General features: G+C 71.5%; 17 protein-coding genes. 8 read left to right on the forward strand and 9 right to left on the reverse strand.

The window, feature by feature from the left end; genetic code table 11:
- The first annotated feature begins 124 nt into the window (after positions 1 to 124).
- Positions 125 to 2,974 carry a BTAD domain-containing putative transcriptional regulator gene (locus tag AB0B35_RS27240; protein ID WP_361050208.1) on the forward strand — a complete coding sequence of 950 codons (2,850 nt, stop codon included), beginning with the start codon at positions 125 to 127 and terminating at the stop codon, positions 2,972 to 2,974.
- Here the strand turns inward: AB0B35_RS27240 and AB0B35_RS27245 are convergent.
- Both AB0B35_RS27245 and AB0B35_RS27250 read right to left on the reverse strand, forming a co-directional pair.
- Positions 2,958 to 4,118 (reverse strand): acetyl-CoA C-acyltransferase, encoded by a 1,161-nt coding sequence (locus AB0B35_RS27245; protein ID WP_361050211.1) that lies wholly within the window; start codon positions 4,116 to 4,118, stop codon positions 2,958 to 2,960. The genes AB0B35_RS27240 and AB0B35_RS27245 overlap by 17 nt on opposite strands.
- A gap of 57 nt (positions 4,119 to 4,175) precedes the next feature.
- Positions 4,176 to 4,637, reverse strand: coding sequence for a hypothetical protein (locus AB0B35_RS27250; protein ID WP_361050212.1), 462 nt, complete (start codon positions 4,635 to 4,637; stop codon positions 4,176 to 4,178).
- A 57-nt stretch (positions 4,638 to 4,694) separates the two neighbouring features.
- Between AB0B35_RS27250 and AB0B35_RS27255 the strand changes: the two genes are divergently transcribed.
- Entirely contained in the window at positions 4,695 to 5,180 is a 486-nt protein-coding gene (locus AB0B35_RS27255) for a glutathione peroxidase (protein WP_361050215.1), read from the forward strand.
- Here the strand turns inward: AB0B35_RS27255 and AB0B35_RS27260 are convergent, their stop codons facing one another.
- The gene (locus AB0B35_RS27260; protein ID WP_361050218.1) at positions 5,181 to 6,275 is read right to left on the reverse strand and encodes a YihY/virulence factor BrkB family protein; all 1,095 of its coding nucleotides are present in this window, start codon (positions 6,273 to 6,275) and stop codon (positions 5,181 to 5,183) included.
- Between the two features lie 191 nt (positions 6,276 to 6,466).
- On the opposite strand from AB0B35_RS27260, the gene AB0B35_RS27265 reads away from it, so the two are divergent.
- The 6 genes from AB0B35_RS27265 (at position 6,467) to AB0B35_RS27290 (ending at position 15,152) form a co-directional block, all read left to right on the forward strand.
- Entirely contained in the window at positions 6,467 to 8,488 is a 2,022-nt protein-coding gene (locus AB0B35_RS27265; RefSeq protein ID WP_361050221.1) for a hypothetical protein, read from the forward strand.
- A gap of 18 nt (positions 8,489 to 8,506) precedes the next feature.
- Positions 8,507 to 9,592: a CaiB/BaiF CoA-transferase family protein gene (locus tag AB0B35_RS27270; protein ID WP_361050224.1), complete on the forward strand. Its 1,086-nt coding sequence runs from the start codon at positions 8,507 to 8,509 to the stop codon at positions 9,590 to 9,592.
- Between the two features lie 77 nt (positions 9,593 to 9,669).
- A complete protein-coding gene (locus AB0B35_RS27275; protein ID WP_360534624.1) occupies positions 9,670 to 10,038 on the forward strand; it encodes a PH domain-containing protein in 369 nt (122 codons plus the stop codon).
- Between the two features lie 162 nt (positions 10,039 to 10,200).
- Positions 10,201 to 11,982 carry a serine/threonine-protein kinase gene (locus tag AB0B35_RS27280; RefSeq protein WP_361050227.1) on the forward strand — a complete coding sequence of 594 codons (1,782 nt, stop codon included), beginning with the start codon at positions 10,201 to 10,203 and terminating at the stop codon, positions 11,980 to 11,982.
- Positions 11,983 to 12,056: 74 nt separating this feature from the next.
- Positions 12,057 to 12,911: an SMP-30/gluconolactonase/LRE family protein gene (locus AB0B35_RS27285; protein ID WP_361050230.1), complete on the forward strand. Its 855-nt coding sequence runs from the start codon at positions 12,057 to 12,059 to the stop codon at positions 12,909 to 12,911.
- Between the two features lie 81 nt (positions 12,912 to 12,992).
- Complete coding sequence (locus tag AB0B35_RS27290; RefSeq protein WP_361050233.1) at positions 12,993 to 15,152, forward strand: transglycosylase domain-containing protein; 2,160 nt, start codon at positions 12,993 to 12,995, stop codon at positions 15,150 to 15,152.
- A gap of 67 nt (positions 15,153 to 15,219) precedes the next feature.
- On the opposite strand, the gene AB0B35_RS27295 is transcribed toward AB0B35_RS27290, so the two are convergent.
- The 6 genes from AB0B35_RS27295 to AB0B35_RS27320 form a co-directional block, all read right to left on the reverse strand.
- Positions 15,220 to 16,197, reverse strand: coding sequence for a hypothetical protein (locus tag AB0B35_RS27295; protein ID WP_361050236.1), 978 nt, complete (start codon positions 16,195 to 16,197; stop codon positions 15,220 to 15,222).
- Positions 16,130 to 17,284, reverse strand: a complete 1,155-nt coding sequence (locus AB0B35_RS27300) for a DUF3696 domain-containing protein (protein WP_361050239.1) — start codon at positions 17,282 to 17,284, stop codon at positions 16,130 to 16,132. The genes AB0B35_RS27295 and AB0B35_RS27300 overlap by 68 nt, the downstream gene beginning before the upstream one ends.
- A 1-nt stretch (position 17,285) precedes the next feature.
- Entirely contained in the window at positions 17,286 to 18,428 is a 1,143-nt protein-coding gene (locus AB0B35_RS27305; protein ID WP_361050242.1) for a DUF262 domain-containing protein, read from the reverse strand.
- 233 nt (positions 18,429 to 18,661) lie between these two features.
- Entirely contained in the window at positions 18,662 to 19,834 is a 1,173-nt protein-coding gene (locus AB0B35_RS27310) for a hypothetical protein (RefSeq protein ID WP_361050245.1), read from the reverse strand.
- Positions 19,835 to 20,117: 283 nt separating this feature from the next.
- Complete coding sequence (locus AB0B35_RS27315) at positions 20,118 to 21,080, reverse strand: asparaginase domain-containing protein (protein ID WP_361050248.1); 963 nt, start codon at positions 21,078 to 21,080, stop codon at positions 20,118 to 20,120.
- Between the two features lie 15 nt (positions 21,081 to 21,095).
- Positions 21,096 to 21,596 carry a hypothetical protein gene (locus AB0B35_RS27320; protein WP_361050251.1) on the reverse strand — a complete coding sequence of 167 codons (501 nt, stop codon included), beginning with the start codon at positions 21,594 to 21,596 and terminating at the stop codon, positions 21,096 to 21,098.
- Positions 21,597 to 21,630 lie beyond the last annotated feature (34 nt).

The raw sequence follows: 21,630 nt of genomic DNA on the forward strand, positions 1-21,630 counted from the left end.
ACAGACCGACAGGCCGCATCGCCACGCCCCAATGCGCTGGCCGCCATCCTGCGGGCGGCCGGTTGCGCGGCGGTTGCGCGCTGACTTGACCATCGAAGCGACGGTCGGACACCCTGGGCGGGACATGGGAGCAAGTGTGATCACCTTCGGCGTGCTGGGACCGCTGGCCGTGCACCGTGCCGGGCAGCCGGTGGAGCTGCCGGCCGCGATGCTGCGCCGCCTGCTGGCCGCGCTGCTCAGCCGGGCCAACCAGCCGATCTCCGCGGACCGGTTGGCCGACACGCTCTGGGACGGCAACCCGCCCGCCACCGCCCGCAAGACCCTGCAGGTGTACGTGCACCGCCTGCGCACCGCCCTCGGCGACCCGGCCCGCGTCTCGCACGGTCCGGGCGGTTACCGGATCGCCGCCACCGCCGCCGAGCTGGACAGCCTCGCGTTCGCCGACCTGCTCGGCCAGGCCAGGGCGTCGCGCCGCGCCGGGGACGACCGGGCCGCCGCGAAACTGTTCGAGCAGGCGCTGGCGCTGTGGCGTGCCGAGCCGTACGCCGACCTGCCCGCCGACGCGCTGCTCACCGACGAGGTGGGGCGGCTGTCCGACGAGCACCTGCGGGCCCGGGAGGAGAGCCTCGGCCTGCGCCTGGACCTGGGCGGCCACGCCGAGGCCGGTCCCGAACTGGCCGCGCTGGCCGCTGCCCACCCGTACCGGGAGAGCCTGCTCGCCCTGCTGATGCTGGCCCACTACCGGGCGGGACGGCGCGCCGAGGCCCTGGAGGTGTTCCGGGCCGCGCGCGCCCGGCTGGCCGAGGAGCTGGGCATCGACGCGGGCGCGGCGCTGCGCCGGGTGCACGCCGCGGTGCTGCGCGACGACCCGCGCTTGGACCGTCTCACCGTGTCCGAGCTGGACACACTCACCGACGCCGCCCCGGCCGGGCCCGGGGGCACCGTCCCGGCGCAGCTGCCCGCGGACACGCCCGTCTTCAGCGGCCGCGCCGCCGAGCTGGCCCGGCTGGCCGGTCTGCTGCCCGCCGACCGCGCCGCCGGCCTGACCACCGTGGTGATCTCGGCGATCTCGGGCACCGCCGGCGTGGGCAAGACGACCCTGGCCGTGCACTGGGCGCACCGCGTCGCCGAGCGCTTCCCCGACGGCCAGCTCTACCTCAACCTGCGCGGCTACGACCCGGACGGCACCGCGATGGGCCCCGCCGAGGCGGTGCGCAGCCTGCTCGACGCGTTCGCGGTGCCGCCCGAGCGCATCCCGGCCACCCTCGACGGCAGCCTCGGCCTGTACCGCAGCCTGCTGGCCGGCAAGAGGGTGCTGGTGGTGCTCGACAACGTGCGCGACGCTGAGCACGTACGCCGCCTGCTGCCCGGGTCGCCGACCTGCCTCGTGCTGGTCACCAGCCGCGATCAGCTGCCCGCGCTGGTCGCCACCGAGGGCGCGCGGCCGCTGACCCTGGGCCTGCTCGACGACGCCGAGGCGCGCGAGCTGCTCAGCCGCCGGATCGGGGCCGACCGCGCGGCCGCCGAACCGGAGGCGGTCGCGCGGCTGCTGCGCATGTGCGGGGGCCTGCCGCTGGCCCTGGCGGTCGTCGCCGCCCGCGCCGCGATCTCGGCCGAGGTGCCACTGGCCGAGCTGGCCGAGCGGCTGCACGCCGAGGGCGCGGGCCTGGACGCGTTCACCGGCTGGGACGCCGCGACCGACGTACGGGCCGTGTTCTCCTGGTCCTACCGCGCGCTGAGCGCTCCCGCCGCCCGGATGTTCCGGCTGCTCGGCCTGCACCCGGGCCCGGATCTGGCGGTGCCCGCCGCGGCGAGCCTCGCCGGGGCGCCGCTCGCGGCGGCGCAGGCCGCGCTCGACGAGCTGGAACGGGCGCACCTGGTCACCGAGCACGTCCCGGGGCGCTACCAGTGCCACGACCTGCTGCACCTGTACGCCGCCGAGCTGGCCCAGGAGGACGAGGCCGAACCCAAGCGCCTCGCCGCGCTCGGCCGGTTGCTCGACCACTACCTGCACACCGCCCGGCGGGCTGATCTGCGGCTGGAGGCTGTCCGGCAGCCGCTGCCGGTCGACGACCCGGTCGAGGGCGCGCTGGTCGACGACCCGGGCGACGCCGCGGCGGCGGTCCGCTGGTTCACCGCCGAGCACGCCTGCCTGGTGGCGGCGGTGAACCGCGCTGCGGCGGCCGGCTGGGACCGGCGGGCCTGGCAGCTGTCCTGGCAGCTGACGACCTACCTGGACCGGCGCGGGCACTGGTCCGACCTGATCACCGTGCTGACCGCGGCGCTCGGCGCGACGGCCCGGCTCGGCGACCGGCACGCCCAGGCCCACCTGCACCGGCACGTGGCCCGTACGCAGGTGCGGCTGGGTCGCCACGAGGACGCGCTGGCGAGTTTCCACGCGGCGCTGGAGCAGTACCGGGCGGTCGGCGACCACGCCGGGCAGGGCCACACCCACCACAACCTCGGCGTCGCGCTGGAGATGCAGGGCGACACCGAGCAGGCGCTGCACCACACCGAGCAGGCGCTGGCGCTGTACACCACCGCCGGTTACCTGCCCGGCCAGGCGCGGGCGCTCAACGGCATCGGCTGGTACCGCGGCCTCGCCGGCGACCACGGCGCCGCGCTCGACCACTGCGGACGGGCGCTGGCGCTGTTCACCGAGCTGGGCGATCGCAACGGGCAGGCGCACACCCTGGACAGCCTCGGCTACGCCCACGCCCAGCTAGGCGACCACGCGCAGGCGATCGGCTGCTACGAGCAGACCCTGGCGCTGTACCTCGACTTCGGCGACCGGTTCGGCGAGGCGGAGACGAACGCCCACCTCGGCGACAGCCACCACGCCGTGGGCGACGCGGCCGCCGCCACCGCCTACTGGACCCGGGCGCTGGAGATCTTCGAGGAACTGGGCCATGCCGAGGCGGCCGCCGTGCGCGGCAAGCTGCGCGGGCTGCCCGGCGCTACAGCAGCTCGATGACGGTGGCGTTGGCCATGCCGCCGCCCTCGCACATCGTCTGCAGCCCGTAGCGGATGCCGTTGTCGCGCATGTGGTGGACCAGCGTGGTCAGCAGCCGCGCGCCGCTGGCGCCCAGCGGGTGGCCCAGCGCGATCGCGCCGCCGCGCGGGTTGAGCCGGGCCGGGTCCGCCCCCGTCTCGGCCAGCCAGGCCAGCGGCACCGGCGCGAACGCCTCGTTGACCTCGTACGCGCCGATGTCGGCGATGGACAGCCCGGCCCGCTTGAGCGCCTTCGCGGTGGCCGGGATCGGCGCGGTGAGCATGATCACCGGGTCGTCGGCGGCCACGACCGCGGTGTGGACGCGGGCGATGGGGGCATACCCGTGCTCGGCGGCCCAGGCCGACGTGGTGACCGCGATCGCGGCCGCGCCGTCGGAGATCTGCGACGCGGTGCCCGCGGTGACCACGCCGTCGGCCTTGAACGGGGTCGCCAGCTGGCCCAGCTTCTCCAGCGACGTCTCGCGCCGGATGCCCTCGTCGGCGTACACGTCGCCGACCGGGGCGATCTCCGCGGCGAACAGCCCGCCGTCGCTGGCGGCGGCCGCCTTCTCGTGGCTGGCCAGCGCGTACTCGTCGAGCTGAGCCCGGCCGAAGCCCCACCGGGCGGCGATCATCTCCGCGCCGACGCCCTGGTTGAACGGCACAGGAGCGTCCCCGGCGAAGCCCGGCACCCCGGCGTAGCGGCTGCGCACCTCGGGCCCGTACGGGAAGCCCAGCTCGCCGACCGAGGAGCCCATCGGCACGCGGCTCATCGACTCCACGCCCGCGGCCACGACCAGGTCGGCCTGCCCGGACAGCACGGTCGCGGCGGCGAAGTGCACGGCCTGCTGGCTGGAGCCGCACTGGCGGTCCAGGGTGGTGCCGGGCACGGTCTCCGGCCAGCCCGCGGCGAGCACCGCGTTGCGGCCGATGTTCCAGGACTGCTCGCCGGTCTGCGAAACGCAGCCGAGGATGACGTCGTCCACGTCGGCCGGGTCGAACCCGGTGCGGTCGCCGAGGTCCTGCAGGATCTGCCCGGCCAGGTCGACGGGGTGCACGCCGGCCAGGCCGCCGTTGCGCCGGCCGACGGGGGTACGGACCGCTCCGATGATCACCGCATCACGCATGACAGCAGCCTACTGCGAAGTAACCTGAACGGTCACTCAGGTCCTCGGCGGCTCCGGTCAGAACCGGAACAGCCCCGCGACGAGCAGCACGGCCAGTACACCCACCGTGATCCACCGCGCCCGTGCCGAGACCCGCCGGTCGGCCAGCACCGCACCCAGCGCGTACGCCGCCATGATGGCGACCACCCACAGCTGCGGCGTGCCCAGGAAGAACCTGCCCGCCAGGCCGAACGCCAGCAGCAGGAACACCAGCGGCCCGGCCACCGCGACCAGCCATGCCGGGCGCACCCGGGCCAGCCGCAGCAGCCCCCACATCGACACCGCCGCGCCCAGCAGGCACAGGAACATGATCCCGATCGCGTCGCCCAGGCACCGCATGCCCTCCCCGGTGCAGCCGCGCAGCTGGATCACCGCGTAGGCCACGCCCATCCACACGGCCAGGGACACGAAGGCGCATCCCGCGGCGCGGGCCGCGCGGGCCGCCGGGCTCACGGCCGAATCGGGCTCGATGCTCGTCATGACCGACATCGTGGCAGACCGGAGCCGGTCCGGGCACCGGCGCTATGGTTGGCCACCATGAGCCTTTACGACGTACCGATCAAGACCCTGCAGGGCGGCGACGCCGACCTCGCCCAGTACCGCGGCAAGGCCGTGCTCGTCGTCAACGTCGCCTCCCGCTGCGGGCTGACCCCGCAGTACACCGGGCTGCAGAAGCTCGCCGAGGCGTACGCCGAGCAGGGGCTGGTCGTGCTCGGCGTGCCGTGCAACCAGTTCGCCGGGCAGGAGCCGGGCAGCGCCGAGGAGATCGCCGAGTTCTGTGACGTCAACTACGGCGTCACCTTCCCGCTGACCGAGAAGATCGACGTCAACGGCGCCGACCGGCACCCGCTGTACGACCTGCTCACCCAGACCGCCGACGCCGACGGCGAGGCCGGCGACGTCAAGTGGAACTTCGAGAAGTTCGTCGTCGACCGGTCCGGGACCGTCACCGCCCGGCTGCGCCCGCAGGTCACCCCCGAGTCGCCGGAGCTGGTCGGCGCCGTCGAGCGCGCCCTGGCCTGATCACGACCGGCCCTCGTCGGGCCGTACCTCCTCCGCCGGCTCGGCCACGGGCCGCTCGGGTGCCGCGGGCAGCTCCTCGGGTCCCGCCTCCAGGGCGGGCAGCCCGTTGCGGGGATCCTGCTTGGGCACGTCGCGCAGGGGCAGGTACGGCTCGGCGTCGGGCGGCATGCCCGCCGCGATGGCCCGCGCCCGGCCCAGCTCGGCGTCGAACTTCGCCCCCAGCAGCACCGCGACGTTGGTCAGCCAGAGCCACACCAGGAAAACGATGACGCCGCCGAGCGCGCCGTAGGTCCGGTTGTACGAGTCGAACGTCGCGATGTAGTACGCGAACCCGGCCGACACGGTGATCCAGGTGGCCATCGCCACCATCGTGCCCGGCGTGATCCAGCGGAACCCGCCCAGCCGCGCGTTCGGCGCGGCCCAGTAGAGCAGCGCCAGCAGCAGGTTGATCACCACCACCAGGATCGGCCACTTCGCGATGTCGAGGATCTTCACGGTGGTGTCCTCGACCCCGAACGCGCGCCCGACACTGGTGGCCACCCGGCCGCTGAGCACCACCGCCAGCGCGCTCGCGGCCAGCGACACCCCGGTCACGGCGGTGACGAACAGCTGCACCGGGACCGTCTTCCACAGCGGCCGGCCCTCCGGCACGTCGTAGATCACGTTCGCGGCGCGCATGAACCCGCCGATGTAACTGGTCGCCGACCAGAACGCGATGGCCAGACCGACCGCCAGCGCGACGCCCGCCGCCCGCTGGTCGTAGCGCAGGTTGTCGATGATCTCCAGCACCGCGTGCCGGGCCGGCGGCGGCGTCAGCTCGCTCAGGTTCTCGGCGACCGCGTCGCTGGTCGGACGGCCGAACAGGCCCACCCCGGCGACCAGCACCAGCAAACCGGGCAGGATCGAGGTCACGCTGTAATAGGTCAGCGCCGCCGCCCGGTCGGCCAGCTCGTCGTTGAGCAGCTCCACCACGGTGCGCCGGGCCACCCCCAGCCAGGCCCGCAAGCCCAGCTCCGACGGCCGCTCCGGCCCGCGGGCCAGGATGTGCAGCAGCCGCTCCCGGTGGGCCCGGCCCGGTTCCCTCGTACGCGCCACCGCTGCCTCCGCCACCGAACGATCGATACCCCCGTATGACACCAGAGGTGGGCGGCGCGCGACAAGGTCACGGTGGCGCAGCGTCGTCAGTGGATCACGCCCGCGAACCGAACCCGGCACGTATTATCAGGTCACCCCCGGTTACGCGGCGCACCGCAGTGCGCCGCGGCTAGCACGACGGGGGTAGGCGCATGGGCTGGAAGTACCACTCACCACCGGGATGGCCCACGCCGCCGGAGGACTGGACGCCCCCGGCGGGCTGGCGGCCCGACCCGGCCTGGCCACCCGCGCCCGAGGACTGGCAGTTCTGGGTCAGCGACGGGGCCGACGACCCCACGCTGATGTTCGAACTGCCCGACGACGATTCGTTCACCAGCCTCGACGAGCTCATCGGCGCTGACCCGCCGGCCGACGAACAGCCCGTGGCCGGTGTCCCGCTGTCCGACCCGGTGCCGGAGGCGGCGCCTGCCTGGTCGGCGGCCGATGAGGTCGCCGGAGCCGCCGCGACCGGCCCCGAGCCGTCCTTGCAGGCGGAGCCTGCCCTGTTGACGGCCATGGACGGGGCCGAGCTGTCGGCTCCGGTGACGGCGATGGACGCGGCCGCACAGGCTGACCTGGTGACGGCGATGGACGCGGCCGCGCCCACAGCGGCCGTCGACGCCGCGCAGCCGGCGGCGAGCGGGCAGCCGGACCTGTTCCCGGCCGCGCAGCCGGTGCTGGCCGCGCAGACCGCGATGGCAATGGACGCGGCCGCGCAGGCGGCGTGGTCCGACGAGCGGCCGCAGCCGGCCTGGCCGGTCGATCCGGTGCTGTCGGCGGAACCCGACTGGATCACCGAGCCCGCGCCCGAACCGGCCCTGGCCGATGCGGCCCCGCCGGCCTGGACCGACGAGCAGACCACCCCGGCCTGGGAAACCGAACCCGCCGCGTCCGCCGCACCGGTCTGGGCAGATCCGGCCAACGGTGAGGATGCACCGGAGGCGGGCGACCGGATCGCGGAACCGGTGAGCGCCATGGCGGCACAGATCCCGCCGTCATCCGAACCGGACACCGCACCCGCCGATCCCGAACCCGAACTCGTGGCCGCGAACGCGGTCGCCGGACCCGAGCCGCTCGACCCGGCGGACACACCCGGATTCGAGCCGATCGTGGCGGTGACCGGGCCGGTCGCGCCGGTGTACGGGCCGGTCACCGCCCCGCCGCTGACCTCGGGCATCGCCTGGCCGTCGCCGGTGGACCCGCCGTCGGCAGAACCAGCCCCGGACACGCCGGTCGCCGTGCCCGTCGCGGGTGTGCCGATCGCGGACGTGCCGGCGGCCGGCGTGCCGGTGGCAGGCGGGGCCGTGCCCGCCATGGCGTTCGCGGCCGCGTCGCCGGACCCGGCGGCCGGTGGCACGCAGGGCCCCGACGGGGCGCACGTGCCGGCGCACGCGGCGACGCACGTGCCCGCGCACGCGGCTCCGGCCCGGCGCAAGCCCTGGTGGGTATGGGGATTGGCCGGTGCGGCCGGGTTGCTGCTGTGCACCGTGGTCGGTGTCGGCGGCTTCGTCGCCACCCGGATCGGCGGTTCGTCCGGCGCGGTCGCCGACCCGAGTGCCACCGAGGTCGGTTCACCGCCCGACGCCCGATCCACGCAGCAGGCGCAGGGCCGGCCGATCCCGACCCCGAGCCGGCAGGCCGCCGAGGCGCTCCCTCAGGACCAGGTCTTCGAGGGCACCGGACCACAGGTGGTGCCGGTCGAGCTGGGCAGCACCTTCCACACCGTCGCGCTCACCTACTCCGGCACGGGCCCGTTCGTCGTGCGCACCGTCAAGGCCGACGGCCAGGAGATCCAGACGCTGGTCAGCGCCGCGGAGAGCTACGAGGGCGTACGCCCGCTGGACCTGGGCGAGATGCGGCCCGACGCGGTGAGCATCCAGGCCGAGGGCGGCTGGCGCATGGTGGTGCGCCCGCTGGCGTCCGCGCAGACGTTCAGCGGCAACGCGTCCGGGGTGGGCGCGGACGTGCTGCTGATCCCGCGTACGGCGGCGGAGTCGGTCAAGGTCGCGTTCGACCACCGCGGCACCGGCAAGTTCACGGTGCAGGCGATCGGTGCGGACAGCGCCACGCTGATCAGCCAGGAGGGCGACTTCACCGGCGAGACGATGCTGCCCCGCGGCACGGTCGTGGTCGTGATCGACACCAACGGGGTGTGGACCTTCAGCCGCGAGTAGCTGCGTACGATCACCGCCATGGGTCCGCTGGACGGCTTGAAGGTGCTCGAGGTCGGGGGGATCGGCCCCGGTCCGTTCTGCGGCATGTACCTGGCCGACCTGGGTGCGGACGTGGTGCGGGTGGACCGTCCGGGCGGCGGCGTCACGGCCGTGGACCCGCGGTTCGACCTGCTGCAGCGCGGCAAGCGGGCGATCGCCGTGGACTTGAAGGACCCGGCCGGCGTGGCTCTGCTGCTGCGCCTGGCCGACCGGGCCGACGTGCTCATCGAGGGCTTCCGGCCGGGCGTCGCCGAGCGCCTGGGCTTCGGGCCGGACGTGTGCCTGCACCGCCGCCCGCAGCTGGTGTACGGCCGGATCACCGGCTGGGGCCAGGACGGGCCGCGGGCGCACACGGCCGGGCACGACCTCACCTATCTCGCGGTCACCGGCGCGCTGCACGCGATCGGCCGGGCCGGCGGGCCGCCGCAGATCCCGCTGAACCTGCTCGGCGACTTCGCGGGCGGTGCGATGTACCTGGTCGCGGGCATCCTGGCCGCGCTGTGGCGGGTGCGCGGCGGCGGCCCGGGGCAGGTCGTCGACGCGGCCATCGTGGACGGTGTGGCCCATCTGACGGCGATGCAGTGGGGCATGCACGCGGGCGGCACCTGGCTCGACGAGCGCGGCGTGAACCTGTTCGACGGCGGCGCGCCCTTCTACGACGTGTACGCCACCGCCGACGGCCGCCACGTCGCGGTCGCCGCGCTGGAGCCGCAGTTCTTCGCCGAGCTGCTGGCCCGGCTGGACCTGCCCGCCGACACCCCGCAGTACGACCGGGCGTCCTGGCCGCGGCTGCGCGAGCTGCTGGCACGGCGCTTCGCGCAGCAGCCGCAGGCGCACTGGGCGCAGTTGTTCGCCGACAACGACGCCTGTGTGGCCCCGGTGCTGCCGATGGGGCACGCGCCGACCGATCCGCAGCTCGCCGCCCGGAGCACCTATGTGGTGCACGACGGTGTGACGCAGCCCGCACCCGCGCCGCGCTTCTCGGACACCCCTGCCGAGCTGGACCGGCCCCCGGCGCTGCCCGGCGAGCACACCGCCGAGGTCCTGGCCGACTGGTGCGGGTGATCAGGAGCCCGGCAGAGTCATGCGGAGCGGGCTCCGCATGACTCTGCCGGGTTGCGGCGCGTGATTAGCGTCGGGGCATGACGACGAGCATCGTGTACGACCGCAAGGAGCAGCTCCAGCAGATCCAGAGCGGCCTGCTGCCCGGCGAGCAGGTCATCGCCGTGTACGACGCCATCGGGACGGGCACGGGTTTCATCGGGCTGACCGACCGCCGGGTGATCATCCAGGACAAGTCCTTCGTGGGCAAGAAGACCGCCATCACCAGCATCCCCTATTCGAAGATCACCAGCGTGAGCGTGGTCAGCAACAAGTCCTGGGCGGGGCAGTTCTTCTCGACGGGCGCGATCGCCATCAACGTCGGCACGCATGTGTACGAAATGGAGTTCCGCGGGGACGAGAAGTCGCACCACGTCCACGATCTGATCCTGCACCGCATCACGAGCTGAGCAACCTCCCGGCCCCCGTCGCGCGTCAGGTGACGCGGCAGGGTTACGGCGACGGCCCGCGGATGGCAGGATGTCGCGTGACTCAGCGGGGACAGTCCGTAAGGCCGCGGCGTGTCGAGCCGCGGCCTTGGCGGGCATCGAGAACGGGAGAACGAGTCCATCATGGTCGGCGCCGACGCTTCGCGGCCGCTGCGGCCCAGCGACCCTCGTGAGCTGGGCGGTTACACGCTCCTGGGCCGCCTCGGCGAGGGCGGCATGGGCAGCGTCTACCTGGCCCGCGACCCGCAGGACAGCCTCGTCGCGGTCAAGGTGATCCGTGCCGACCTGGCCGGGGAGCCCGAGTTCCGGCAGCGTTTCCGCAGCGAGGTGGAGCGGGCCAAGCAGGTGCCGCCGTTCTGCACCGCCGAGGTCCTCGACGCCGACCCCGACCACGACTCCCCCTACCTGGTGGTCGAGTACGTGGACGGCCCGAGCCTGTCCAGCGTCGTCCAGCAGCGCGGTCCGCTGACCCCGGCCAACCTGCACGGCCTGGCCATCGGCGTGGCCACCGCGCTGACCGCGATCCACGGCGCGGGCGTCATCCACCGCGACCTCAAGCCCAGCAACGTGCTGCTGGCCCCGGGCACCCCGAAGGTCATCGACTTCGGCATCGCCCGCGCGGTCGAGGGGCAGCCCGGCAACACCCGCACCGACCAGCTCATCGGCACGGTCGCGTACATGGCCCCGGAGCGCCTGGACACCAAGGCGCGCAAGGCGCTGACCCCGGCCGCGGACGTGTTCGCGTGGGGCGCGGTGGTCGCGTTCGCGGGCACCGGCCGGGTCACCTTCGCCGCCGACTCGATGCCCGCGGTCGCCGTGCGCATCATGACCTCAGAGCCCGACCTCGACGGCCTGACCGGGCCGCTGCGCGAGCTGGTCGAGGCGGCCCTGTCCAAGGACCCCGCCGACCGCCCGACCGCCCGCGACCTGCTCGACCGGCTGCTCACCCGTGGGCCGGACCGGGCGCTGAGCTCCGGCGAGCTGCCCCGGCAGGCGGCGGCGGCGGCCGCGGCGGGCAGCAAGTTCGCCGTGGTCGACGCCGACCTGACCAACCTGCAGCCCGAGGCCGGCCGCCGGCCGGGCGGCTCCCGGTGGGCCAAGCCGGTCGCGGCCGGGCTCGGTGCGACGACGCTGCTGCTGGGCGGCCTAACGGTGGCACTGCTGACCGGGGCGCTGCCGCTGCCGGCCGGTTTCGCGGCCGCGCCGTCCCCGACCGCCTCGCCCAGCGCCTCCCCCACACCGTCGCCGAGTCCGTCGCCGTCGCCCTCCCCATCCCCTTCGCCTTCGCCGTCGCCGTCGCCGTCGGCCTCGCCGAAGCCGTCCAAGCCCGCGCCGTACCGGGTCGAGAAGCTGAACCGGGCGCAGAGCTGGACAAAGCGCGAGGACGACCCCGATGGGGCGACGTGCCGCTACGAGAACCAGTCGTTCCTGGTGACCACGCTGAAGGACTGGAGCTACCAGTGCAGCGGCCCGGACGACACGCTCGGCGACTTCCGGGTCGAGGTGGACGTGGCGCTGGTCGACGAGGGTGCCTGCGCCGGGATCTGGTTCCGGTATCGCGCCCAGCGGGGTTACGAGCTGCGGGTGTGTGACGACAAGGTCCGCATGATGCGCCACGCCGATGACGACCCGAGCAACGGCCGGACCCTGGTCGATTTCCCGCTGGACAAGAAACTGGAGCTCGGCCGGTTCCACCGGGTCGCGATCTCGGCCACCGGATCGGAGTTCCGCCTGTTCCTGGGCGGCAAGGAGCTCACCATGGCCGCGGGCGTCGTCGTGCCGGTGGTGAACACGCAGTTCCCGGAGGGCCGCGTGATCCTGGGCGTGTCCACCGAAGGCAAGATCGGCGTCACGCCGTGGCGGGTCCGGTACCGCGACATCTCGATGTGGCGGAGCGCCTTCTGAGCCGCTCGGCCGCGTTTAAGGTGGAGCGTGAAGGCAACCGTTGCGCCCGCGTGGCGGGCTGAGGGGTGACCCGGATGTCGGACGTGGAGGTCTTCGACTCCCGGCGCTGTGAGCTGGGTGAGGGGCCGCTGTACGCGCACCGGGACGGCCGGGTCTGGTGGGTGGACATCCTGCGCAGCCGGGTGCTGTGGCGCTCGGTGCAGGGCGACGAGTCCGGCGAGGTGAGCACCTCGGCGCACGTCGGCGCGGCGGTGCCGGTGTGCGGCGGCGGCTTCGTCGCCTGCCTGCCGGAAGGTCCGGTGCGCCTGCTGCCCGGCGGCGGCGAGCAGCGGCTGCCCGGCTTCCCCGGCGACACCGCCGGGCTGCGCGCCAACGACGCCAAGGCCGACCCGGCGGGGCGGCTCTGGCTGGGCACGATGGCCTACGACGAGCGCCCCGGCGCGGCGGCGCTGTACCGCCTGGACCCGGGCGCGGACGCGCTCGCCACCGTGTTCACCGGGCTGACCATCAGCAACGGGCTGGGCTGGTCGCCCGACGGCGCGACGATGTACCACATCGACACCCCGACCGGCCGGGTCGACGCCTACGACTACGACCTCGGCTCCGGCGAGCCGACGGCGCGGCGCACGCTGGCGCGGATCGACGAGGGTCATCCCGACGGCATGTGCGTGGACGCCGAGGGCGGGGTCTGGGTGGCGCTGTGGGCCGGGGGCGCGGTGCGCCGGTACACCCCCGACGGGCGGCTGGACCGGGTGGTCGCGCTGCCGACCCCGCTGGTGACCAGCTGTGCGTTCGCCGGACCCCGGCTGGACACGCTGGTGATCACGACGGCGTCGGTCGGGCGGCCCGACGATCCGCACGCCGGCCTGGTCTACGCCCACCAGCCGGTGGACGTGGCGGGAAGGCCCGCCGACTGCTTCCGGGGCTGAGCTTCTCCACACGGGACCATCCGCATACGCTTTAGTGAATCTTCCTCACTTCGGTATGCTGAACTGCCTATATTCGTGGCTATGGTGCAGCGGTTAATCAGCGCTTTCGGCCGGTACAGCGGGATGCTCCGCACCGGCGTCCTGGGCGGGGTCGTGCTGGCCCTCGCCTCGCTACCGCTGGCCGTACCGGCGGGCATCGGAGCCATGAAGGGCGCGGCCATCTATCAGAACCTGCCGACCCAGCTCAAGGAGCATCAGGTCGGCCAGACCACGTACGTCTACGCCAACGACGGCAAGTCGCTGATCACGATGTTCTACGACGAGCACCGCAAGTTCGTGCCGCTCGGCTCGATGAACCAGAACGTGGTCAACGCTGTGCTCGCCGCCGAGGACGCGCGCTTCTACTCCCACATGGGCGTCGACTTCCAGTCCATCGCCCGCGCCTTCGTGGCCAACCGCCAGCAGGGCGAGGTCTCCCAGGGCGCGTCGACGCTGACCATGCAGTACGTGCGCATGGCGCTGCGCGACAGCGCCCAGACGGCCCAGGAGGCCGTCGCGGCCACCGAGCAGACCCCGCAGCGCAAGCTCAACGAGATCCGCCTCGCGATCAAGCTGGAAGGTCAGTGGACCAAGCAGCAGATCATGGAGGGCTACCTGAACATGGCCTACTTCGGCCACCGGGCGTACGGCATCTACGCCGCCTCCCAGATCTTCTTCTCCAAGGAGCCCAAGGACCTGACCCTGGTCGAGGCCGCCACGCTGGCCGGACTGGTCAAGGCGCCGTCGGCGTTCGACCCGGCGAACCAGACCGGCCCGGCCCTCGACCGGCGCAACTACGTGATCCGGCGGATGGCCGAGCTCAAGTTCATCACCACCGAGCAGGCCAACAAGGCGACCGCCGAGCCGATCAAGCTCAAGCTCAGCAGCCCGCCGCGCGACTGCGGCTCGGTGCCGGCGAGCACCCGCGACTGGGGCTTCTTCTGCGACTTCTTCAAGAACTGGTGGATGCAGCAGCCCGCGTTCGGGCCCAACCCCGTCGCCCGCCTGGACAAGCTGCGCACCGGCGGCTACAAGGTGGTCACCAGCCTCGACCCGCAGCTGCAGGCGTTCGGGATGAAGGATCTGCTGAGCCGGTCCAAGACCGACATGCGGCTGGCGTACGGCAACGTCGTCGTCCAGCCCGGCACCGGCCGGGTGCTCAGCATGACCGTCAACCGGGTCTACTCGATGGACCAGAGCAAGAACGGCCCGAACTCCGACCCGATCAAGCGGTCCTTCAACGTCAAGGGCAGCTACCCGAACACCGTCGCGCCGCTGCTCGGCGGTGGTGACATCCCGGGCTACCAGGCCGGATCGACGTTCAAGATGTTCACCATGCTCGCCGCGCTGGACTCGGGCATGAAGATGTCCAAGTCGTTCTACGCCCCGCACCGCTACACCTCGATCTACGTGGTGGAGCCCGGCGGGCCGGCCGCCTGCGGCAACCGCTGGTGCCCGTCCAACGCCAGCGGCAGCATGACCGGCAAGCACAACATGTACTCCGGCTTCGGCAAGTCGGTGAACACCTACTTCGTGCAGCTGGAGCAGGCGGTGGGCTCGGACAAGGCGGTACGCATGGCCGAGCGGATCGGCCTGGTCTGGCACACCGACGTGGACCGGCTGCACGCCTCGCCCAAGCACGCCGACAAGTGGGGCGCGTTCACGCTCGGCGTGGCCGACACGACCCCGCTGGAGATGGCCAACGCGTACGCGACCGTCGCCGCCGAGGGCATGTACTGCAAGCCCAGCCCGGTGCTGTCGATCAAGGCCCCGGACGGCCAGGAGTTCACCGCGACCGTCGACGGCAAGCAGGTCGAGGCCGCCGCCCCGCAGTGCAACCGGGCGTTCAGCGCCGACGTCGCCCGCGCCGCCACCGACGCCGCGCGCTGCGTCACCGGATACAAGGCCGCCCGCGGCAGCTGCGGCGACTGGTCCACCGGTTCCCGGGTGTACCCGATGATGGAGCGCCCGATCGCCGGCAAGACCGGTACCACCGACGACACCCGGGCCGCCTGGTTCGTCGGGTTCACGCCCGAACTGGCCGCGGCGAGCTTCATCGCCGACCCCGACTACGTCAAGAACGTGGCCGGCGACGGCAACTACAACATGCCGCTGGACGCGGTGACGAACTCGCTGAAATACGCCCTGAAGGACAAGCCGGTGCGCGACTTCAACCCGCCGTCGTCAGCGATCCTCAACTGATCTGGACCGTGAGACGGGCTTGCAGGGGGCAAGCCCGTCTCGACATGACCTCACCGCGAACCGCAACCTAGGTGGGCAAGTGGTCTACAAAGATTCCGATCAGGATCCGGCCTTCTCGGTGACCCATCGGCAGACTGAAGTGAATTCGGTTCCTGTGCGGCTCCAACTTGGCGTGCCACTCCACGGAGACAGCCTCGCCCTCGAATTGAACGGTACGAAGAGCCATCAACTTGGAGCTGCTGCGCGTCTTCGAGCTTTCAGGAGACAGGTCGACCCCGTGACTGCCGAAGGCAGCCGAAACCCCCGATGGCACACCGCTATGCTCGACCACCAAGCGCGAGAAATGATCGTTTAGCGCACCGAGGATCGAGACCACTTTGCTCCGAATACCCAGATAGTCACCATCGAACCGACCGAACCGCAGATCGTCGTGGAAGATCAGATCGGGGAAAGCTGGAACGCATATCGAGAAGAAGTCCGCCTCGGGCACGTCCTCGGCTTCGAATAGGTACCTCCAGAAGGTGACCAGCCTGCGCGCATCGCCGAACCGAAAGGCATTGGCGGAGCCGCTCGGGCCTTCGATCTTCCACCACTCGCCCCTGGCCGGGTCACCAAAGGCGAGAAGTGCGAGGTGCTCGATCCGCGGATCGGCAGCCGCCACTCCTAGCGACAGCGCGATATCAATGTCAATTGGCGGTACGCCTGCATCAGCGCGAGTGAGCCGAATCTTGTCGACGCCGCCCTCGGCCGTGTCGGGCCACATCGGACTGCGATCCAAGTGGGCGGCTAGCCTGAGCTTCACATCGCGGCTGACACGCACAGGCGACTGACCGAACAGGAACGCGTGAATCGGAACTCCATCGAGGCATTCGACGTCGCTCCATAGCCATGGATGCACCACCACCGAGTGCCCGGCTGAACTCACCAGCGCGAACGTGTCGCTCAGGTCCTCCAGGCGATTCTCCAGTGTGCCGGCATCAAGGCTGCGAAAATCCAGACTGCTCTCCTCGAGCGCGACTCTGTGCCGTCCCGTTTCGTCTCGCACGAGCTAGTCTCCCAAGGTCAGTCTCAAGCTGATCGAAAAAGCCTTCCGGCCAGGAACTGAGCTCACCTTTCTCCGTCACTTCCAACGTTGCGGGGGACACCGGACCTGCTGCCTGTCCGAAGTAGTGCACGACGGCATCCATGTGCTCAAGCCACCTGTTCTCGGCGATGCCGAGCCTGATCCCGTTCACCACGTGGTCGCTGTGCGTTTCCACGATCACCTGTACGCCGCTTCCAGCGACGCGCGCCAGGAACCGCCCGAGCCTCGACTGCCCGGCCGGGTGCAGATGAGCTTCCGGATTCTCAACGATGAGCAGGCCATCCGGGGGCATCAACAAGCCACCGACGACAATCGGTAGCGTGTAAGAGAAGCCAAACCCCATGTTGGTCGGCCGGATCGGCTCTCCTCGCCACCCGGGCTCGGCGAATCTTATGACACTCGTGCTGAGTCCGGGCGGCCACTGGGCATCTATGCGGATCGGCCGGACGACCTCACCAATCCACCGTTCGACCTGCGCACGGAGCGTGCGTGAGCTGTCTGTCGAGCTATCAGGATGCACCAGACTCTCGCGAACGGCCCTGGACCCTTCGGTGGCCAGAATCTGCGCTGTGTACTGGCCCTGCTCGCCGACACCCAGCCAAGTCACATCCTCTGCATTGACCTGCAGTTGGTCACGGGGTCCGAGACGTTCCGCCGTCAGATACGCGAACCGACGTCCATGCTCGTTGAACGGCGCGGGGGCGATCTCTGGGCGGCTGACAATCTGAAGGTTGAGTGACCTCTCGTCTGGTGCCGCGAACTTGTATCTGAAGTCGAAATTGCCGGCCCTGACGACCACGTCGATGTACGGGTCCGCTGCATCCAGGTTGAGGACGTCTGACGCCTCCCCGAGCGACAGACCGTGTGGCCCGTTGAGCGGCAGAAACTTGCGGTCGTTGAACTCGGTCGCATGCCGCGCCAGCAGCAGGCTTTGAATGAGTGTGCTCTTGCCCGAACCGTTGACTCCGGTGAGCACCGTCATGGCCCGAAGCTCGATCTGAAGATCACTGAAACGCTTGAAGTTCCTGACCTGCAAACCCGTGATCATCCTATTTGACCGCTCCCCGCGTCCGCTCGAAGCGATAAGCGACCTTAAATCGGTCGCCAGTCGATGTTGAGATCGCCTCAACAAATTTCGGATCACCCATCAGCTCGAAAGAGGCATTGCGAATCGCCTCCGCATCTGCGACCGCTTGCTGCGTCGTGAGTTCGGCGAGCGCGACCGACCAACTTTCGAGCAGAGGGCGATTGATGGGGTTCCGCCCTTTCTGATCGAGGCTCCACCATTTGCGGAATGCCTGATCCCCGAACACTGCATACGCATTTACCATGGCACGGTCGAAATCGATCAGCAGCTGATTCAGGACCTCATCGGAAACCCGGCCAATGTCATCCAGCATCTGAGACGTCTCCAACAGGAAGGCGTCCATACTCGCCACGTGCTGGTACTCCTGCGGACCCCGAAGGCGGAACGCGCAGAATCTGAGCACCGCCTCTCGATCGCCCATGCGAACGTTGTTGCGCAGGCTTCCGCCAGTCACCACATGGAAGTTCGGGTTCGCCGCGCAGTCACGGAGAAAGTTCCGACTGCGCTCCTTTGTCATGCAGTGTCGGATCTCTTGCGCATTCAGCGGGGTGCCGCCCGTGTTGAGCCGCTTGAAGATGTTGTACGTGACCTCAGGCGGCGTGGTCGGGTCAATGACGTGGACAACGATCTGCGTATTGTGCAGCCTGCGCCGCAACGCCGCCTCGAGCGAGTCGAATGTCTTGCCGATCTTGCTCTCATCTAGATATTCAAGGTTCTCGAGTGCGAAGCTGTCATCGTCGCCACCGGTGAACGCCAGCACCGTGGACAGCCGCTGGAGTCCGTCCACCACCCGAAGCATGCCATCGGCGTCTTCGGAGAAATAGAAGGCAGGCAGCGGGATCTGAAGCAGGATCGATTCGATCAAGCGGGACTTCTGCCGCGCTTTCCAAACCTTGTTCCGCTGGAAGTCGGGTGCCAGTTCGAGGCTTTTCTCGTTCACCATGTCGATGATGTTGCGCAGCGAGAACGTCTTCGTGCTCACGCGGATCTTGTCAGGGTCCCAGGGCTTGTGCGGATCACCGTCGGAGAACTGCTCGACCTCGAGACCGGTAGCCTCACCCTCAAACAGCTCTTCATGGACGTCCACAATTCCACTGGTGGTCACTCGCGCTGCCTTTCCTGAATGTCGCTGCCGGAACAGAACTCACCGATGTTAGCGTCGCTTGCGCTGGCCGAATGAGGCACCCGCTCCCGCGCGTATCCCGGTTTGCGCCAGCGCCCCTGGATCACGGCGAGCCTAGAGCATGGCACCTCGCTGGCTCCATATTGTCGACGACCGCGCTCAGCGTTCCTCAGTGTCTCCCGTGCACAGGCATGCTTCTGCTGTGAAGCGTCCGGTCAAAATGGCACGGAGCGCTGCTCGGGCACCCGCCAGTCGGTCATCCAGGACTGCTCCAGCGCAAGCGCGTGGCACAGCGACTCGGCGTCCCACTGCTCGTACGGCGCGGGCACGGCGACGGCGTCGGCGCGCAGGCGGCGGCAGGCGGCGGTGAACAGGCGCTTGTCGTGCCGCCCGGACCCGCCCTCCAGCAGCCGCCGCGCCTGCACCAGCTCCTCCACCAGCGCCCGCTCGACCTGCCCGGCCAGCAGCGGCGGCTTGGCGTCGACCTCGACCCGGCGGCCCAGCAGGGCGACCGCGGTCGCCGCCAGCACCAGCAGCACCGCGACCCGGTACGCCACCGCCAGGCCGTCCTGCAGCCCGCCCGCGGCCAGCGCCGCGGGGCGCGACCAGCCGAGCACGTCGGCCAGCCCGAGCATCGGCACCATGTCCACCAGGTGCCAGGCGTAGTCGGCCACCGCGGCGACCGCGACGTCCAGCGCGGGCAGCACGTCCGGGTTGGGCACCCGGCCGCCGAGTTCGACGTCCGCGGGCACCGCTGCCGGGGCCTGCGCGCCCAGCCAGCCGGCCCGCCACGCGCCGACGGTGAGCACCGCGGCCAGCGCGGTGACGCCGGTCAGCCGGGGCACCACCGTGCGCAGCTCGCGGCTGCGCGCCCAGCGGTGGGCCCAGCGCACCCGGTCGGCGTGCGGGGCGGTCCGGCGCGGGCGCACCAGCCGCAGCAGCCTGCGGTGCAGCGGGTCGCCCAGCCAGGAAGGCAGGTCAAGGGCGGCGGGCTCGTGCTCGAACCGGGACGGCGGACGACGCCAGGACCAGTACTCGCGGGCCACGGCCGCCTGCCGGCTCGCCTCGCTGCGCCGCCGCAGCCCGCGGGCGACCCGCACCAGCAGCGCGACCAGCGCCGCGGCCGCCGCCGCGAACAGCACCGGGCCGGGCACACCCGGCAGCACCGCCGCCGCCGCGACGACGCCCACGGCCAGCACCGCCCCGGCCGCCCACAGGGCCAGGCGCAGCAGCGTCGACAGGCCGACCCACAGCCACATCGCGGCGGGGAACGGCAGCACGCCGTCACGTTCGCGCCGCGGCAGCCGTTCTGTCCGCACGGCCAGCTCGTTGACCCTGGTGAAGTCCGGCTGCAGACGCGTCGTGCCGCCGACGGTCCTGACGTCCATGGCGCTCCCCAGCTCTTCCGCGCACGGCGCGGCAACGGTATTCAAGCCGCAGACTAGGGCAAATCATCGCCATTGACAGTCAACTGTCTTACACCTGGACGGACAGGATGTGCGACGCGGTAGTCGAGACCGGTGAAACCGCCGCCACCCGGGTGAAAGGCCCACCCGCACGTGTCATGATCGCCCGACTTGCCTGGCACTCGTGCGTATCTTGAGCGCACTCTCGCCCACTTGCCCGGCAAGTCGGACGATCATGAGCGCTCCGCGCCCCGTACGGGGCGGGTCAGAGGTGGGTGAACCAGGTGCGGGCGGCGGCGACGCCGGGGGCGGCGCCGAGGGCGGCCATCAGGGCGACGCGGGCCTTCTCCGCGCGCATGCCGTAGGCCGGGATCGCGCCCAGGCGCACGGCCATGCCCATGTCGCGGGGCGGTTCGCCCGGACCCGGCCGGTAGTGGCTGCGGGAGGCGATCACCACCGGGATGTCGTCGTCGAGCAGGTCGCTGATCGCGGCCAGCAGGCTCGCCGGGACGTTGCCCTGGCCGGTGCCCTCCAGCACGACCCCCTGCACGCCGAGGTCGGCCAGGCCGCCGAGCACGTCGGGGTCCATGCCGGGATAGGTCTTGAACAGCGCGACGTCCCACTCGGGCTCCCCGCCCGCGTACGGCGGGCGCGGTGGTGCGACGGTCAGCCGTTCGACCCGGCCGTCCGCGACCCGGGCCACCGGGCCGTACGGCGCCGAGGTGAACCCGCCCGGCTCGCACGCGTCGGCCAGGGTGACCCAGCGGGCGGCATGCAGTCGCCCGGCCGCGCAGACCACCGCGCCCAGGCCCCGGGTCGCCGGGTCCGCCGCGGCGGCCAGCGCCGCCGCCAGGTTGCCCGGCCCGTCGCTGTCCTGGTCGTCGAGCGCCCGGACCGCGCCGGTCAGCACGATCGCGGCCCGCTCGGCGGCCGGACCCGCCATGAGGTCCACCAGGTACGCGGTCTCCTCGACGGTGTCGACGCCGTGGGTGAGCACCACGCCGTCGTACTCCCCCGCCGCCTGCCGGACCCGCCGGCCCAGGGCGAGCATCGTCGTCGGCGAGATGTCCCAGCCCGGCTCGGACGTCACGTCCACGACGGTGACCTGCGCGCCGACCGGGCCCACCGCGGCCAGCAGTTCCGCGCCGGACGCGACGGACTCGCGCCCGGCGCGCCGCCGGTGCGCGATGGTGTCCTTGGTGGCCAGCAGCAGGACCCGGCTGCCCATGTGGACTCCCGCGACCTAGGCGGGCGGGTTGAGGGCAGACGGCAGCGTCACGCGGCCGCCCAGGGCCAGGAACACCCGCAGCACGGCGTATCCGGCCAGGGCCACCAGGCCGAGGCGGGCGATCGTGAGCACCACGTGCCCGAGCGCGTCGATCGTCTCCGGGAAGGTGTCGACCCAGCCCAAGCCGCCCAGACCGATCAGGAACGTGACGCCGCCGAACACGATCGCCGCGGCGTACTCGATGAGCGCGACCAGCGCGAAGATCTTCGAGCCCGGCAGTTGCGGGCTCATGTGCGTGGCGATCAGGACGGCCAGCAGCGGGAACGCCATCAGGAACAGGTCCAGGAAACCGGCCGACTGCGACCGGGAGATCAGCGTCGTGTTCTGCGCGGGCAGGATCCAGTGCAGGAACTGGAAACCGAGGTAAAGCGCGACGTAACCGAGCAGCGCCAGGGTGAACAGCAGCCGCAGCGGCTTGACGCTGGAGTCGGCGGCGGTGGTGACGGGGGTGTTCATGGCGGCATCCTAACGGCGGGTCCGCCGCGCGGCG

Origin of the sequence: Catellatospora sp. NPDC049133 (assembly GCF_040648455.1) — a bacterium.
Taxonomy (GTDB): domain Bacteria; phylum Actinomycetota; class Actinomycetes; order Mycobacteriales; family Micromonosporaceae; genus Catellatospora; species Catellatospora aurea.